The following is a 16,692-nucleotide window of genomic DNA, read 5'->3' as shown; positions in this document are numbered from 1 at the left end:
AACTTGCTTCAAAATATCGGTAGCTTACACTGAATGTGTACGGAAACTATGCGCTATTTATGATAACAAAAATAGGTACAACCAGTTTTTTATCTACAGTAGCGGCAAGATATGGTTTAATCCGTCGGTGTTATTTCGAATTACTATCTTTCGCAATGAAGCGGAAGAGTTGAGAGAAAAGGTCTTCCATGAGTTGGCTTGAAAAGATTTTAGAAAAAAGCAATCTTGTAAGTTCACGTAAAGCTTCTATACCAGAAGGTGTGTGGACGAAATGTACCTCTTGTGAGCAGGTTCTGTACCATGCTGAACTAGAGCGTAACCTAGAAGTATGTCCTAAGTGTAACCATCACATGCGTATGAAAGCGCGTCGTCGTTTGGAAACATTCCTGGACGAAGGTAACCGTGTTGAACTGGGTTCTGATCTTGAGCCTCAAGACAAACTGAAGTTTAAGGACTCTAAGCGTTACAAAGAGCGTATCTCAGCGGCGCAAAAGAGCAGCGGTGAGAAAGACGCATTAGTTGTTATGCAGGGTGAACTACTTGGCATGCCTCTAGTGGCTTGTGCGTTTGAGTTCTCTTTCATGGGCGGCTCAATGGGTTCTGTCGTTGGTGCTCGCTTTGTTAAAGCGGTAGAAGCTGCAATCGAGAACAACTGTGCACTTGTTTGTTTCTCTGCAAGTGGTGGCGCACGTATGCAAGAGGCATTGATGTCTCTAATGCAAATGGCAAAAACCAGTGCAGCACTTGAACGTCTGTCTGAAAAAGGTCTGCCGTTCTTCTCAATCCTGACTGACCCAACCATGGGTGGCGTATCAGCAAGTTTGGCAATGTTAGGCGACATCAACATCGGCGAACCTAAAGCGTTGATTGGTTTCGCGGGTCGTCGCGTAATTGAGCAGACGGTACGTGAAGATCTTCCAGAAGGCTTCCAGCGCAGTGAGTTCCTGCTTGACCACGGTGCTATCGATATGATCGTTGATCGTCGTGAAATGCGTCAACGCGTGGGTGGTCTTATTGCTAAGATGACTAACCACAAGTCTCCTTTGGTGGTTTCGGTTAACGAATCTCCAAATGAAGAGCCATATTCTGTACCAGAAGTGGACGAAAAAGGGTAAAGTAACAGCTAACATAAAGCCAAAGAAATTAATGGTTAAAGTTAGATGACCCAAAACTCAATTCCTCAAGCCACATCCTCTCTAGAGATGTGGCTTGATTATTTAGCAAATATTCATTCCTCAGCAATCGACCTTGGCTTAGACCGTGTTCAAGCGGTAGCAAGTAAAGCCAACCTCACAAAACCAGCTCCGACGGTTATCACTGTTGCCGGTACCAATGGTAAAGGCTCAACGTGTGCGTTAATGGAAGCGATTTTATTGGACGCCGGCTATTCAGTAGGTGTTTACAGTTCACCCCACCTGATTCGTTATAACGAGCGTGTACGCATTAATGGCGTAGACGTAGAAGACGCGAAACATTGCCAAGCGTTCGACTTTGTAGAAAAGCAGCGTGGTGATATCACGTTAAGTTTGTTTGAATTTGGAACCCTTGCCGCATTACGAATCTTTCAGACAGAAAAAGTAGATGTTGTCCTGCTCGAAGTGGGTTTAGGCGGCCGTTTGGATGCCACCAACGTCGTTGATCACGATGTCTCTGTCATTACCAGCTTAGCTGTTGACCATGTGGATTGGCTTGGTGATGACATCAATGTTATCGGATTTGAAAAAGCGGGCATCTACCGCTCAGGTAAGCCTGCCATCTGTGGTCAGCCTTTACCTCCTGCAACTGTGGCCGCGCACGCGGACGATATCGGTGCAGAGTTTTTCCAGGTTGGCATCCAGTTTGACTATAAACTGACCGACAAAGGTTGGAGTTGGACAAGTGGTGCGTTCGATCTTGAAGACTTACCTGTCCCGTCACTTCCGTTGCCAAACGCGGCGACAGCACTTATGGCGCTTGGTGCGTCAGAATTGCAAATCACTGACATAAACCTCGTCAATGGCTTGAATAATGCTCGACTCGCAGGTCGAATGCAGGTGTTACAGAGCGAGCCAGAAATCGTACTTGATGTTGCTCACAATCCACACTCTGCTGAATATTTAGTGGAAAAGGTGAAGCATCAGTATGCGGATAAGCACATTCATGTTGTGATCGCTATGCTGCACGATAAGGACATAAAAGCTACCGTTGAAGCACTGGCACCTATTGCCACTCAATGGTATCCAGCATCGCTTACAGGCCCTCGTGCTGCGACTGCAGAGGAGTTGTGTCAATACTTACCTCAGGGGCAAGTTCAGTTCCAGACACCCGTAGAAGCGTTTGAAAGTGCGAAAACAAGCGCACAACAAGACGATGTTATTTTGGTGGTTGGTTCTTTCCATACCGTGGGTGAGGTGTTGGAGCATTGGCAAGCAAGTAATAAATAACCAAAGGTAATTTGATGGCAAGTAAATTTCAGAGTCGTTTAGTCGGCACTATCATTCTGGTGGCAGTGGGAGTGATTGTGCTCCCAGATGTACTAGATGGTAAAAAACTTCACTACAAAGAAGAATTTGCCAGCATTCCTATCAAACCTGAGCTTGATAGTGATGTGGAAAACTTCGAAATACTAGAGCCTGTCGAAGATGACATTGCATTGCCTGACTCTCCAGTAGAGGCAGTGGTGCAGGAGTCAGAAGAGCCTCAGGTTGCCGTTTCAAAACCGCAACCTGAACCTGAACCGGTAGCTCAGCAAGAAGAGACTAAACAACCAGAGCAAGTTGAAGTCTCTGCTCGTCCGGTTGTTGAGAAAAATCAATATGAAGATTCTGCATGGATTATTCAGTTGATGGCGCTGAAGAATCATGACAATGCGGTCGCATTAGTTGCCGATTTGCAAAAGCGTGGTTATCAGGCTCACACCAAACAAGAAAATGAATTTACGCGTGTCATTGTTGGCCCAGATGTGTCAAAAAGTAAACTTGAACGACAAGTTCAAGAATTACAAAAAATTACTGGCTCAAAAGGTCAATTGCTTAAATTTAAGCCGTTAAATCCATAAGAAAACGTTTGCGTCAGCATTTTTTCTGTTAAAATGCGCGCCAACTTAAGATGAAGAAAATATGAATTGGTTAGATTTTGTCATTTTAGGGGTGATCGGGTTTTCAGCTTTGATCAGTTTAGTTCGTGGTTTTGCTAAAGAAGCGTTGTCTTTGGTGATTTGGTTTGGAGCGTTTTTTATCTCCAGTAACTACTACACCAAATTGGCGGTATATTTCTCCAATATCGAAGACGACATGTTCCGAAACGGAGCTGCGATAGCGGCATTATTTGTCGCAACACTAATTGTTGGTGCAGTGGTGAATTATGTCATTGGCCAACTAGTACAAAAAACAGGGCTATCAGGTACTGACCGACTTCTTGGTATGGTCTTTGGTGGTTTACGCGGAGTTTTAATTGTTTCTGCGGTACTGTTTTTTATGGATGCGTTTACCGCATTCCCAAGCTCGGATTGGTGGAAAGCGTCACAGTTAGTCCCTGAGTTCAAACGTGTGATCGCTCCCTTCTTTGAGCATTTACAAGCAACGTCAAGTTTTCTTTCTGGCACTATCTAGTAGTGCCAGCTACTGTCGCAAATCGAGGATTAGGACATGTGTGGTATTGTTGGAATCGTGGGCACAACCCCTGTAAACCAGTCTATTTATGACGCGTTAACGGTGTTACAGCATCGTGGCCAAGATGCAGCGGGTATTTGTACCATAGAAAGCAATCGTTTTCGTCTGCGTAAGGCGAACGGTTTAGTCAAGGATGTGTTCGAAGCAAAACATATGCAACGCTTGCAAGGTGAAGTTGGTATCGGTCATGTACGCTACCCAACTGCTGGTAGTTCAAGTGCTTCAGAAGCTCAGCCTTTCTACGTAAACTCTCCTTTCGGTATTACACTTGCCCACAATGGTAACTTAACCAACGCTCACGAAGTTCGCCAAAAGCTGTTTGAAAAAGACCGTCGCCACATCAACACGACGTCAGATTCAGAAGTGTTGCTGAACGTGCTTGCTCACGAAATCGATTCTGTGAAAGGCAATGTAACGACAGAAGACGTCTTCCGCGCGGTGACTAACGTCCATCGTACAATTCGCGGCGCATACGCAGTAACTGCAATGATCATTGGCCACGGTATGATTGCGTTCCGTGACCCGAATGGCATTCGTCCTCTTTGTTTGGGTAAACGCGAAGAAAAGGGTCGTACTGAATACATGGTGGCATCTGAGTCTGTTGCTCTTGATGCAGTAGGTTTTGACTTTGTTCGAGACGTGGCACCAGGTGAAGCGGTTTACGCAACTTTCGATGGTGAGCTATACACTAAACAATGTGCAGATAATCCAAAGCTAAACCCATGTATCTTTGAGTTTGTTTACTTTGCTCGTCCTGACTCATTCATTGATAAAATTTCTGTTTACAGCGCTCGCGTTGAAATGGGTAAAAAGCTAGGTGAACGTATCAGTGAAGACTACGCTGATCTTGATATCGACGTTGTTATCCCAATTCCAGAAACCTCGTGTGATATTGCTCTGCAAATTGCACAAGCTATCGACAAACCATACCGTCAAGGCTTTGTGAAAAACCGCTATGTAGGCCGTACGTTCATCATGCCGGGTCAACAACAGCGTAAGAAGTCTGTACGCCGTAAACTGAATGCGATTCGTTCTGAATTTAAAGACAAGAATGTGCTTTTGGTTGATGACTCTATCGTTCGTGGTACGACGTCAGAGCAGATCATTGAGATGGCTCGTGACTCTGGTGCGAAGCGTGTATACATGGTCTCAGCTGCTCCAGAAGTTCGTTTCCCGAACGTTTACGGTATCGACATGCCAAGTGCTACCGAGCTAATCGCTCATGGTCGTGACAACGAGACTATCTGTAAGCATATTGGCGCAGATGCATTGATCTACCAAAAGCTTGAGGATTTAGTTCAAGCCGTTGGCCTTGGTAACCAAGACATCACCCAGTTTGATACATCGGTATTTAACGGTGAGTATGTGACGGGTGACATTGATCAGCAGTACCTAGACTTCCTAGATGGCTTGCGTAACGATGATGCAAAAACTCAACGTGAGATTCAGCAAGATTTAGCGAACCTAGAGCTTCATAACGAAGGCGCGTAATTTTCGCTTCCTTATGAACTAAAAAACCAGAGCTTAATGCTCTGGTTTTTTGTTTTAGGTCGCTATATCTTACTTCAGCGGGGGAGTCTACTCCGCTCTCATGAGAGTGACTTAGTGAATGTTATAAGCAATCACGTAGTCGATGAAGAGGCGTACTTTTTCTGGCAAATGATCTTTATGGTTATAAAGCATATAGATATCGCGAGGGTTAGCGCTCCAGTCTGGCAGAATACGAATTAAGTCACCACGTTCGATGTATTCTTTGACCATAACATTCGGCATCAAAGTGATGCCCAAGCCTTCAGAGCAGGTGCTGCGAACCACATTCAGTGCATTAGCCTGAAAGCGTGCACGATCGGTGTTTACGACCGACTCTCCCTTACTGTTTTTCAGTGTCCACTTGATTAAAGGGTAGCCTTTAAGCAGAGAATGATTAGAAAGCTCCTCAGCATGTTCTGGTGCTGGGTTGGCCGTAAGGTAGTCAGGGCTCGCAACCAAAATGTCTTTTACTTCGCCCACTTTACGAGCAATCAGGCTGGAGTCACGCTGTGGACCAACACGGAAGATGACATCCCATTCTGTTGGATCGAGTTTATCCGCATTATTCTCTGTTGTTAGCTCAATATTTATATCGGGGTACTGCTTCATAAAGCCATTGAACATCGGCATCATCATACGTTTTGTTAGATTGTACGGAGCCGATATTTTGATTCGCCCGGATGCGCCACGACAGTCGTCTGTAATTTCCTCGGCGGTAGAAGTTAGGCTTTGCAGTAGTGGTGAACATTCTTTGTAAAAGCGTTCACCAGCTTCGGTAAGAGAAAGCTTACGAGCATGACGGTTCAGTAGTCGAAGATTAACAGAGTCTTCTAGCGCTTGAATGCGTCGGGTGATGGTCGCAACCGGAATCATAGTTTTTCGCGAAGTTGCTGTATAGCTCCCATTTTCGACAACCAATCGAAATAGGTTTAAATCATCTAATTTCATATTTCCAGACACATTAAGTTACTAATTGACGCTAATTTATAATTAACTTTGCTATGAAAGATTGCTTTAAGTCAACATGTTGCACTATTTGACCACACCAGGCCGCTACGAGCAAACATTGATATAGCTATGCTATTCCAATGAATATTTGTATAAACGCCTTTTTCAGACTACGTTTTATAACGAGGTGAGACCACCTAAGCCTTTAAATGGCGGGGGATTCATCGATAAAAGTACAACAATAATAAAGACTTAATAAAAACTTGTTTTTGACTGACCTATGTGAGGTGTAAAGGTATGTTTAAGGCTCACAGTCATACGGCAATGGTCTCGGCGCAGGAAGCGGTTCATCATAAACTCATTATGTTAGTGGATGATGATGCCATTTTTCGCAATGTAACTAATGCCTATTTAGAAAGTCAGGGTTTTGAGGTAGTAGAAGCTGAAAATGGCTTAGACGCACTTCAACAACTTAGGGAATGCCAACCCGATCTTGTCTTATGTGATTTATCTATGCCGTTGTTGGATGGTATAGAGTTCGTCGAAGAAGTCAGCCTGGAATATCCATCGTTGCCGCTTATAGTGGTGTCTGGCACGGATGAAATGTCAGATGTTGCAAAGGCGTTGCGTTTTGGTATTAAAGACTTTCTTCCCAAACCGATAGGTAACTATAAACATTTAACACAAGCCATCGATAATACGCTTGAGGATTGTGACTGTCATTTTTCTGAACAACGTGACTTTTCAAGTCAATGGTTCAGGGTTGATGATGGTGGAGAAATACCAGATGAACAAGAGCTTCACTGGCATTTAGAGTACTTGCAAGAAAACCCGAATGCGGCAAGAGATTTGCTTCATGCATTATTACCGGATAAGGATGCTTCTCAAGGAGACTGGCGTTGTTCATACCGGCTACTTCAATCGACAGACGTAATGCCGTTGGTGTTCGATTATCGTTGGCTGATGAACGGACAATTTGCTTTCTACTTGGTGGACTCTGCTTCCCAAACTAACAGCGGAGTAGGGACCACTTTACTCATACGCGCATTATTTGATGATTACCTACGCAACTTAAAGAACTTTAGTGCTGATCTTAAAGACATGGTGGGAATCATTGAGAAGGGTATTGAATGCTCGGAATGTGCAGGGCCAATTAATGCTGTGTTTGGTGTTGCAGATTTGGCGTCATCTACGGTCTCGATTTTACCTGCGGGTTTAGATAGCCAGTGGTCAAATGGTGATTCGAACCAGCATATCGCAGCAGGAAATAGCTTGGGTGGTGGCAGCTTGAAAAACTTCATCACCAGGGACTTACCGTTAAATACCGCTGGGCAGTTGTCTATCGGATGTCTGGGCTCTTCAAGTTTTAGCCTAAATATCACTCGCCACGAATAATTCACTAGATACGAATCTGATAAACGAAAAGCAGCAATAATGCTGCTTTTTTTATATCGTTTTCGAGCCATTCAAACGTATTGATAGATTAATAACCTTACTTTTTGTTTGTGTTTATCACCGCCTGTATAAGGTATAGTCAGCGCCTAAACAATAATGACCCATTTGTGTAACGTGCGCTTAACGTTGCGGCATGGGAGAAGCAAAGTCAAATAGTGAGAAGAAACATCATGGCAGACAAAGAGTTTAAAGAGCCTTATAATATTTTGTACTTTTTAGGTTTCATTGCAGTACTTATGATCCCAACATTACCTGCAACGTTAACCTGGCTGCGTGTATTCAACGGCTACGCGGGCTAACAAACTAGTTATCGTTTCTGGAGTTCACCATCCGTATTAAGCGTTACTTATTCAATATCGTTGGTGGACTCTGCATTTTGCTCGGCATAGCCGGAATTGTCCTTCCTCTACTACCAACTACTCCATTTATCTTGCTCGCCAGTGCGTGTTTTATGCGAGGCAGCCCAGCATTCCATTATTGGTTACATAATCACAATACGTTTGGCCCTATTTTGTATAACTGGCATCAAAATAAAGCCGTTGAGCCTAAAGTAAAACAACGTGGCGCGATTTTTATTGTGATCAGCTTTACGATTTCAATTGTTGTTGTCCCTGTCGTTTGGGTGAAAATTGCACTTTTAGGAATGGCAATCGTTTTACTTAGCTGGTTTATGCGGCTACCTGTGATTGAGCCAGTTGCTGACCGAGAAGAAAATCACTAATATTGTAGGGAATAGTGTGCCCGCTCTTCGAGTGGGCGTTTGTATTTTCAGAACCTGTGAGTTTACGAATATAAACACATAGCGATGAAAACCTATTGTTCGTTGCCCTCGTGATACTGAGATAGCGAGAGGGTGATGAGCCAATCTAAGTAAATCGGTATTATGACTACAGAAACAATTTCACTGATCAAATCTAGCATCAAAAGCATCCAAGATTACCCAAAACCAGGCATCCTTTTCCGTGACGTGACCAGTCTGCTAGAAGACGCGAAAGCGTACCAGGCGACTATTGGCCTATTGGTTGAACGTTACAAAGCGATGGGATTTACAAAAGTTGTGGGTACAGAAGCGCGCGGCTTCCTGTTTGGTGCGCCACTAGCGCTTGAGCTAGGTGTGGGTTTTGTTCCAGTACGTAAGCCAGGAAAACTGCCACGTCCAACGATTGCTCAGTCATATGAGTTAGAGTACGGCATGGATACATTAGAAATCCATACTGACGCGATCGTAGAAGGTGACAAAGTACTTGTTGTCGACGATTTGCTAGCAACTGGCGGTACTATCGAAGCAACAACGAAACTGATTCGCCAATTAGGTGGGGAAGTTGAGCATGCTGCATTCGTTATCAATCTACCTGAAATCGGTGGTGATAAGCGTTTAGAAGCGTTAGGTCTAAATGTGTACAGCATCTGCGATTTCGAAGGACATTAATACATTCAATGAGTTATTTAGCTTTAGCGCGAAAATGGCGTCCTAATAAGTTTGACCAGGTCGTGGGGCAGAAACATGTCCTGACGGCATTGGAGAATGCGTTAGCGCAAAATCGCCTCCATCATGCGTACTTGTTTAGTGGTACTCGTGGTGTTGGTAAGACGAGTATCGGCCGTTTGTTTGCCAAAGGGCTGAACTGTGAAACCGGTATTACCGCAACCCCTTGTGGTCAATGTGATACTTGCCGCGAAATCGATGAGGGTCGATTTGTTGACCTGCTAGAAATCGATGCGGCCTCACGTACTAAAGTTGAAGACACTCGTGAACTGTTAGACAACGTTCAATACAAGCCTGCTCGTGGACGCTTTAAGGTGTACCTCATCGATGAAGTACACATGTTGTCGCGTCACTCTTTCAATGCACTGTTGAAAACACTGGAAGAGCCGCCGGAATACGTTAAGTTCTTACTGGCGACAACCGATCCGCAAAAGTTGCCTGTGACGATTTTGTCTCGTTGTCTGCAGTTCCATCTGAAGCCAATCAGTGTTGATGAAATTCACCAGCAGCTTGATTATATCCTTGAGCAAGAGCAGGTCTCAGCAGAGTCTAAAGCTTTGGGTATGATTTCCCATGCGGCTGATGGCAGTATGCGTGATGCACTGAGTCTGACTGATCAAGCGATAGCTTTAGGCAATGGTGTGGTACAAGTGGATACCGTTAGCCATATGCTAGGCACGATCGACACCGATCAGGCGATTCATCTACTTGAGTCGATCAGTAGCAAGCAGCCTCAGCAAGCCATAGAGAAAATCCAACAACTGGCGTCCAATGGCGTTGAGTGGGACGGCCTGTTGCAACAGTTGGCTTCTCAATTACATCGAATTGCTATGTATCAAGCTTTGCCATCTACATTAGATCAAGCTCAGCCAGATGCAGAAAAAATAGAATTATTAAGTAAAGCGCTCAGTCCACAAGATGTGCAGCTTTATTATCAGGTAGCGATAAAAGGTCGTGAAGACCTCTCATTGTCACCAAACGGCCGTGTTGGCATGGAAATGATCGTATTGCGCATGATGGCATTTCGTCCGTCGGCAAATAACGTTGCTAACACTATTTCTACTGCGGCTCCAACGCAACAAACAGCGCCGGCAGCTCGATCGAGCCAGGGTAATGCTACGCCAAATCAACAAGCGTCGGTTCAACCCCCGCAGTCGCGCCCGTCGCGAGTGTCGTCACCACAACCAGTTAATCAGCCAGTAAGCCAGCCTGTAGTCAATAATCAGGCTCCAATGCAGGAAGCGCCTCAATTCCAGCCTGAGTATCAACCGGCTGAGTACGAAGTGCCACCTGCTCAATATGACATGGCGCCACCAATGAGTGAGAACCCTGCGCCTCAGCATCAGGCTCAACCTCAACAAGCTTCAGAGCGTGTGCCAGCAGCACCGTCTCGTGGTGGCTTAAGTGGTTTGCGTCACCAACTTCGCTCTCAGCGTCAGGGTTTACAACAAAGTGCCCCGCAGCAAAGTGGTGGTCCAAAAAAGCCTAAAGCGACATCTGCTAAACCAGAGTCGGTTCTTGATCGTGTCGCACAAAGACACGGCAGTTCCGCGCAGGTGTCGCCAAGCTCAATGCCTCAAGCGGAAGAGCAAGTCGTTGAAGAAGCGTATCGCTGGCGTCCAAGCAAACCTGCTGAGACGAAAGTTAATACGAAACTGACACCTACGCAGCTCAAGCAAGCGCTTGAGCATGAAAAAACACCTGAAATGGCGCAAAAGCTGGTTGATGAGTCTCTAGAGCAAAATGAGTGGGCAAAACTCATCAGTCTGATGAACATGCCTAAGCTGGTGGAGCAACTTGCGCTAAACTCACATTATAGTAAAGAAGGTTCCACCGTTTCTTTGCAGCTGAGAAGTGCTCAGGCACACTTAAATACAGATAGAGCACAAGGTGAATTGCTCAAAGCTCTAAATACGCTTTTGGGTGAAGATTGCCATTTAACAGTGGAAATTAGTGATGCTGGTGAGACACCGTTAGAATTGCGAGATCGACTCTATCAAGAAAAATTACAACAAGCGCTGAATAGCCTAGAAAACGATCCAAACGTTCATTTTATTGAACGTCGATTTGCTGCAGAGCTTGTGAAAGATAGCGTGCGCCCTATCTAATAATCGAACGGAGTGGGGTTGAAAACGTTAAGTCATAACCCCATTAATTGATGCAACACCTCATAGCAATCACAGTAAATAAGTGAGCAGAAATAGCGCAGGAAAAATGCTCGAGGACAAGGCGCAATTTTTCGATAAGTAGTTATTCTACGATGAAAAATTGCAACGATGTTATCGAGTATTTTAACAAGCTAGAATGACCAGTTATTTACTACGATTGGTATCACAAACCAGAGAGATAAACATGTTTGGTAAAGGCGGTATGGGCAACCTTATGAAGCAAGCCCAGCAAATGCAAGATCGCATGCAAAAGCTTCAAGAAGAAATCGCGAATATGGAAGTAACTGGCGAGTCTGGTGCTGGTCTAGTTAAAGTTACAATCACTGGTAGCCACAATGTACGTCGTGTTGACATCGATGAAAGTTTGATGGAAGACGACAAAGAAATGCTGGAAGATTTGATTGCGGCTGCATTCAACGATGCGGCTCGTCGCGTTGAAGAAACTCAAAAAGAGAAAATGGCTTCTGTAACTGGCGGTATGCAACTACCACCAGGTATGAAAATGCCATTCTAATCTGCTGAAATCTAATTAAGCGGATTTTCAATGCGTACCAGTCATATGCTGGAACAATTGATGGAGGCCTTACGTTGTCTACCTGGGGTTGGTCCCAAGTCGGCGCAGCGTATGGCCTTTCATTTGTTACAGCGAGATAGAAAAGGCGGCTTACAGCTCGCCGATGCTCTTAGTCAGGCAATGACGGAAATTGGCCATTGCTCAGAGTGCCGTACTTTTACTGAAGAAGACATCTGCCATATTTGTACCAATCCTAAAAGACAGGAAAACGGTCAGATCTGTGTGGTGGAAAGCCCGGCAGACATCGCAGCCGTAGAGGCGACAGGACAATACTCCGGACGATACTTTGTTTTGATGGGGCATTTATCTCCGCTTGATGGTATCGGTCCAAGTGATATTGGCTTAGATGTGCTCGATTATCGTCTTCGCCGAGGTGATATTACTGAAGTGATTCTGGCTACCAATCCAACGGTAGAAGGTGAAGCTACGGCACATTACATCGCAGAGCTGTGCAGAGAGCATCAAGTCGAGGCAAGCCGAATTGCACATGGTGTTCCTGTTGGCGGTGAACTTGAACTTGTTGATGGCACCACCTTGTCACACTCACTGTTAGGTCGACACAAATTATAATAAAAGCCGCTGAATTCAGCGGCTTTTTTCTGTCTGTTTATCGAGTGATATTGTTTTCTTATTGATGGTTTATAGGAAGGTTAATTGCCTGAATCTGAAGCCAGTAGGTTTTTATAGATAATCGCACCCACAACACCCCCAATGATTGGCGCAATCCAGAACAGCCATAATTGAGAGATGGTCCAGTCACCGAGATAAATAGCCACAGCGGTACTCCGTGCAGGGTTCACCGAAGTGTTTGTCACAGGAATACTGATTAAATGAATAAGCGTGAGGCACAAGCCGATAGCTATTGGCCCAAACCCTTCCGGTGCTCGTTTGTCTGTTGCACCCATAATGACAATCAAGAACATCATGGTCATGACGATTTCTGTCACTAAAGCGGCTAACATCGAGTATTGGCCGGGTGAGTGCTCACCGTAACCGTTAGCTGCAAATCCTGATGCGACAATATCAAAGCCAATTTGACCCGATGCAATCACATAAAGGGCTCCACCCGCGATGATACCGCCAATGACCTGAGCGATGATGTAAGGTAAAACCTCTTTGTTCTCAAAACGACCACCAGCCCAAAGGCCAATTGTCACGGCAGGGTTCAAGTGGCAGCCGGAAATATGGCCAATAGCAAATGCCATGGTGAGAACGGTTAAACCAAATGCCAGCGCTACGCCTAACAGCCCTATGCCGACTTCGGGAAATCCAGCGGCCAATACCGCACTACCACAACCACCCAGCACCAACCAGAACGTACCAAAAGCCTCAGCCAAATATTTATTCATGCAATTTCCTATTTCTTATTCGATAACTTGCTGAACATAGTTGAGAATTGTCAGTTAAGTGTGAGGCAAAACACGAAAAGAAAAGAATAGGAATGGTATGTACGACAGTGTCTCAGAGATGAAACCAAAAGAACGAAGATAGTGCAACGGTGAAGTGGGGAGAAAAGATAGGGTAAGGCCTACGTTAACTGTTCTAATTCAGTAATATTCGTCAGCGCTTCTTGGTTGGTCTTTCCGCACACAACGGGACAAGGTTTGAAATCATGGCAGACTTTTGGTCGCTCAGGCTGACCAAATAGCTTACAAAGGTTGTCATCGTTAAGTTGTACGCAACGAACACCAGCGGGCTTCCCGTTTGGCATGCCGGGAATCGGTGAAGAGATACTTGGGGCGATACAACACGCGCCACAGCCTAAGCGACAATCCATAATGTAAACCTCTTAAAAATTGAGGTGGCAATTATGGTCATTTTGACGTGGATTGGAAGGGGAACTGCATAAAAAAGTACAAGTAGTGTTGCAATACTTGTACTCTTCTAGATTGTTCGAATGGTCACTTAAGAAAACGGTTATAGACAAATAAGATCACAAACGCCCCTAAAGTCGCCGTAATAATACTGCCGACGTTGATACCGGTAGCGCCACCTTGCCCCAGAAAACTTCCTAAAAAGCCACCAACAAACGCACCAGCAATCCCCAAAAACATTGTGGCAATCCAGCCCCCCCCGTCATTACCAGGCATTAACCACTTTGCTAATGCTCCTGCGATCAAACCTAAGATTATCCAAGATATGATGCCCATAAGTGACTCTCCCTCTTATCAATATTTAAACCAACTTACACTGGTTTAAGGATAGAGCATGCCAACAGAAAATCTCTGATCGCCGTAAACGGATAAATGCGCTTTGATGATAATTGCTGAATACTTGAACTTTTGTGGTGAGAAAGGTATAAATCGCCCCTAATTCCCTTGGCGAGACCGAAAGTATGAGCACTCCATTTTGGCAAAGTAAAACGTTGGAACAGATGACCGAAGAGGAGTGGGAGTCTCTGTGTGATGGCTGTGGTAAGTGCTGCCTTCACAAGCTCATGGATGAAGATTCTGATGACGTGTATTACACCAATGTCGCTTGTAGCTGGTTAAACAGTAAGACATGCTCGTGTAAAGATTATCCTAATCGATTTTCTTCAGGAGAAGAGTGCCTGAAGCTTACGCGCGAGAAAATCCCGGAGTTTAACTGGTTGCCTTTAACTTGCGCTTATCGTCTTTTGGCTCAAAATAAGCCGCTACCGGAATGGCACCCACTGATTACTGGGTCTAAATCAGCGATGCACGCAGCCGGTGAGAGTGTGCGTAATCGTGTTGTTTATGAAATTGATGTTGTTGACTGGGAAGATCACATCATCGAACTACCTAACGAGTAATATCTTGAGCAATATGAGTGTCGCTCAAATTTAAAATTACCGTTCTAAGAGGTTTGACACACTTTTGCTGTGTGCCTTACCTCACTTTTACATCTAATACCTTCTTTTGACCTGTTCTTGTCTTCACGTGATGTAAAATAAACACAGGTGATGTTCTCGCCTGTTCCAGCTCTGATCGATTTTGAGATTCCAGTTTTTTACGAGGTAAAAATGACGTTTTGTTTCCCGCAGAAAAATCGCCTGACACCTTGGGTTGCGTTACTTTCTCTCTTCATCGCGATGATGAATCCTTTCTTTGCAAACGCGGCAGAGAAAACAGAAGCGCCTGTTGTATCGGAGGCCGAAGCATCCATCGATAATCTGAACATCGATATTATCGACTTAACGCAGAGTTTAGCCCAGACAAATGGTGACGAGCGTGATGCCCTCCAGTTGCAGCTTTTTCAGAAAAACCAACAACTACGCGCTCAATTGGCGACTGCGATTGAAAAAGAATCTATCCCGCACAAAAAACTGGTTCAATTAGTTAAAACGCAAGAAAAATACACTAACGATGCGACAGCCTATCTGGCATCGAAAACGAAGTCAGTGACAGAAAAACTGAATGCGGCTAAGGATGAGGAAAAGCTGTCGATCATTAATGACTATCGTGAAATTCAGCACTATCTAGACGTGATTTTTGAGGCAAGTTGGCAAAACTTAGTTTGGTTAGAACGACTGGGTGAACAGAATAAGCGTGCTGAAACTAAATTTAAAGAAACGGTAGATAAGCGTATTCGCTTGCTGTCGGCGTCCGTGCAGTACTTAAGTCAGCAGAGCGAAATCATTGGCGGACAGCTGTCTTCTAGCCCTGAATCGGAAAAAGCCTCGCAGCAATTGAGCCAGATGCTCGTTAAGCACAGGTTGGAGATTGCAACTGAGAGTCTGCGTAACTTGATGTCTATTGGTGACAAGATTGGCATCGAAACTTCTGAGTACAAGCGCCAAATATTTGAAGTCACTGGCAGCATTACTCACGATTTACTTAACAGCAAAGTTGTCTGGTCAATCGTCAGTCACTGGTCAAACTCTGCAGTGGACTGGTTAGCTGGAAATGCACCACAGCACCTATTTCAACTGTTTATTTTCGTATTAATTTTGGTTATTGCTCGCGCATTAGCGAAAATAACCCGCAAAGTGATGAGTAAAGCGGTTGCGTCTAAAAACTTAAAACTCTCCCACTTGATGCAGGATTTCTTTATTTCGATGTCCGGCAAGTTCGTATGGGTGATCGGTATTATGGTTGGTCTATCGCAGATTGGCCTGAACCTTGCGCCTATCCTGACGGGTTTCGGTATTGCCGGTGTGATCATTGGTTTCGCGTTGCAAGATACGTTATCTAACTTTGCGGCAGGTATGATGCTTCTGATTTATCGTCCGTTTGATGTTGGCGACTTCGTTTATGCTGGTGGTGTGGATGGTAAAGTAAGCCATATGAGCTTGGTCAATACCACAATTCGCACCTTCGACAACCAGATCATTATTGTACCGAATAGCAAAATCTGGGGTGATGTAATTAAAAACGTAACCCATGAGCGCATTCGTCGTGTGGATATGGTTTTTGGTATTGGCTACGCGGATGACTTGTTGAAAGCGGAATCGGTGCTAACGGATATCATCACTTCTCACCCAGCCGTTCTGCGTACGCCTGAGCCAAATATTAAAGTGCATACGCTTAATACCTCGTCGGTGGACTTTATTGTTCGTCCTTGGGTGAAAACAGACGATTACTGGGACGTTTACTGGGATGTGACCAAGGAAGTGAAGCTTCGCTTTGACCGTGAAGGCATTTCTATTCCGTTCCCTCAACAGGATGTACATTTGCATATGGTTGAGAAGAAAGACGCTTAGTTGCTCGTCCTCTATTTGGAAAAGCACTCACATTGTTGAGTGCTTTTTTGTTTCTATCGGGTAGAGAGGTTCAAGTATTGAGTTGAAGATGATTAGCCGAAGTATTGCAAAACAATCAGCGGCACAGGTTTGCGTGACCTCAGTTTTCACCCATAAAAAAACGCTCTCGTGGGAGAGCGTCTGAAAAACCACAAAGTGGTAAAGTAAGTGCAAAGTGA

At 44.7% G+C, this 16,692-nt stretch carries 18 protein-coding genes; 14 read left to right on the top strand and 4 right to left on the bottom strand.

Annotation, left to right across the window (positions count from 1 at the left end):
- The first annotated feature begins 188 nt into the window (after nt 1-188).
- The 5 genes from accD to purF all read left to right on the top strand — a co-directional run bounded on the left by accD (nt 189) and on the right by purF (nt 5,141).
- Nucleotides 189-1,115, top strand: coding sequence for an acetyl-CoA carboxylase, carboxyltransferase subunit beta (accD, locus tag DBX26_RS10175; protein WP_014232608.1), 927 nt, complete (start codon nt 189-191; stop codon nt 1,113-1,115).
- Nucleotides 1,116-1,160: 45 nt separating this feature from the next.
- Nucleotides 1,161-2,423: a bifunctional tetrahydrofolate synthase/dihydrofolate synthase gene (folC, locus tag DBX26_RS10170; RefSeq protein ID WP_118119028.1), complete on the top strand. Its 1,263-nt coding sequence runs from the start codon at nt 1,161-1,163 to the stop codon at nt 2,421-2,423.
- A 14-nt stretch (nt 2,424-2,437) separates the two neighbouring features.
- Nucleotides 2,438-3,037: an SPOR domain-containing protein gene (locus tag DBX26_RS10165; RefSeq protein ID WP_118119026.1), complete on the top strand. Its 600-nt coding sequence runs from the start codon at nt 2,438-2,440 to the stop codon at nt 3,035-3,037.
- A 61-nt stretch (nt 3,038-3,098) separates the two neighbouring features.
- Nucleotides 3,099-3,590, top strand: coding sequence for a CvpA family protein (locus DBX26_RS10160; RefSeq protein ID WP_020334563.1), 492 nt, complete (start codon nt 3,099-3,101; stop codon nt 3,588-3,590).
- Between the two features lie 36 nt (nt 3,591-3,626).
- Nucleotides 3,627-5,141: an amidophosphoribosyltransferase gene (purF, locus tag DBX26_RS10155; protein WP_014232604.1), complete on the top strand. Its 1,515-nt coding sequence runs from the start codon at nt 3,627-3,629 to the stop codon at nt 5,139-5,141.
- A gap of 111 nt (nt 5,142-5,252) precedes the next feature.
- Here the strand turns inward: purF and DBX26_RS10150 are convergent, their stop codons facing one another.
- Nucleotides 5,253-6,128: a LysR family transcriptional regulator gene (locus DBX26_RS10150; protein WP_065297183.1), complete on the bottom strand. Its 876-nt coding sequence runs from the start codon at nt 6,126-6,128 to the stop codon at nt 5,253-5,255.
- A 297-nt stretch (nt 6,129-6,425) separates the two neighbouring features.
- On the opposite strand from DBX26_RS10150, the gene DBX26_RS10145 reads away from it, so the two are divergent.
- The 7 genes from DBX26_RS10145 to recR all read left to right on the top strand — a co-directional run bounded on the left by DBX26_RS10145 (nt 6,426) and on the right by recR (nt 12,381).
- A complete protein-coding gene (locus tag DBX26_RS10145) occupies nt 6,426-7,523 on the top strand; it encodes a response regulator (protein ID WP_118119024.1) in 1,098 nt (365 codons plus the stop codon).
- 230 nt (nt 7,524-7,753) lie between these two features.
- Complete coding sequence (locus DBX26_RS25735; RefSeq protein WP_014232600.1) at nt 7,754-7,882, top strand: hypothetical protein; 129 nt, start codon at nt 7,754-7,756, stop codon at nt 7,880-7,882.
- A 17-nt stretch (nt 7,883-7,899) separates the two neighbouring features.
- On the top strand, nt 7,900-8,304 hold the full coding sequence (locus DBX26_RS10135) for a YbaN family protein (protein ID WP_118119022.1): 405 nt from the start codon (nt 7,900-7,902) through the stop codon (nt 8,302-8,304).
- A 162-nt stretch (nt 8,305-8,466) separates the two neighbouring features.
- Complete coding sequence (apt, locus tag DBX26_RS10130) at nt 8,467-9,012, top strand: adenine phosphoribosyltransferase (protein ID WP_014232598.1); 546 nt, start codon at nt 8,467-8,469, stop codon at nt 9,010-9,012.
- An 8-nt stretch (nt 9,013-9,020) separates the two neighbouring features.
- Nucleotides 9,021-11,177, top strand: a complete 2,157-nt coding sequence (dnaX, locus tag DBX26_RS10125) for a DNA polymerase III subunit gamma/tau (RefSeq protein ID WP_118119020.1) — start codon at nt 9,021-9,023, stop codon at nt 11,175-11,177.
- 244 nt (nt 11,178-11,421) lie between these two features.
- Nucleotides 11,422-11,751 carry a YbaB/EbfC family nucleoid-associated protein gene (locus DBX26_RS10120; RefSeq protein WP_014232596.1) on the top strand — a complete coding sequence of 110 codons (330 nt, stop codon included), beginning with the start codon at nt 11,422-11,424 and terminating at the stop codon, nt 11,749-11,751.
- Nucleotides 11,752-11,781: 30 nt separating this feature from the next.
- Nucleotides 11,782-12,381, top strand: a complete 600-nt coding sequence (gene recR / locus DBX26_RS10115) for a recombination mediator RecR (RefSeq protein ID WP_014232595.1) — start codon at nt 11,782-11,784, stop codon at nt 12,379-12,381.
- A gap of 80 nt (nt 12,382-12,461) precedes the next feature.
- Here the strand turns inward: recR and aqpZ are convergent, their stop codons facing one another.
- The 3 genes from aqpZ to DBX26_RS10100 all read right to left on the bottom strand — a co-directional run bounded on the left by aqpZ (nt 12,462) and on the right by DBX26_RS10100 (nt 13,961).
- Nucleotides 12,462-13,160 carry an aquaporin Z gene (gene aqpZ / locus DBX26_RS10110; protein WP_118119018.1) on the bottom strand — a complete coding sequence of 233 codons (699 nt, stop codon included), beginning with the start codon at nt 13,158-13,160 and terminating at the stop codon, nt 12,462-12,464.
- 179 nt (nt 13,161-13,339) lie between these two features.
- Complete coding sequence (locus tag DBX26_RS10105; RefSeq protein ID WP_014232593.1) at nt 13,340-13,588, bottom strand: YkgJ family cysteine cluster protein; 249 nt, start codon at nt 13,586-13,588, stop codon at nt 13,340-13,342.
- A gap of 124 nt (nt 13,589-13,712) precedes the next feature.
- Nucleotides 13,713-13,961 (bottom strand): GlsB/YeaQ/YmgE family stress response membrane protein, encoded by a 249-nt coding sequence (locus DBX26_RS10100; RefSeq protein ID WP_014232592.1) that lies wholly within the window; start codon nt 13,959-13,961, stop codon nt 13,713-13,715.
- Between the two features lie 185 nt (nt 13,962-14,146).
- Here DBX26_RS10100 and DBX26_RS10095 point away from each other — a divergent pair, with 185 nt between their 5' ends.
- Together DBX26_RS10095 and DBX26_RS10090 are read left to right on the top strand one after the other, a co-directional pair.
- Complete coding sequence (locus DBX26_RS10095; RefSeq protein ID WP_118119016.1) at nt 14,147-14,584, top strand: YcgN family cysteine cluster protein; 438 nt, start codon at nt 14,147-14,149, stop codon at nt 14,582-14,584.
- Nucleotides 14,585-14,794: 210 nt separating this feature from the next.
- Nucleotides 14,795-16,474: a mechanosensitive ion channel family protein gene (locus tag DBX26_RS10090; RefSeq protein WP_118119796.1), complete on the top strand. Its 1,680-nt coding sequence runs from the start codon at nt 14,795-14,797 to the stop codon at nt 16,472-16,474.
- Nucleotides 16,475-16,692: the final 218 nt, after the last annotated feature.

This window comes from Vibrio sp. dhg (assembly GCF_003443775.1).
Lineage (GTDB): Bacteria > Pseudomonadota > Gammaproteobacteria > Enterobacterales > Vibrionaceae > Vibrio > Vibrio natriegens.
The sequence above is the reverse complement of the archived record's forward strand: the minus strand, read 5'-3'. Positions and strand labels throughout refer to the sequence as shown.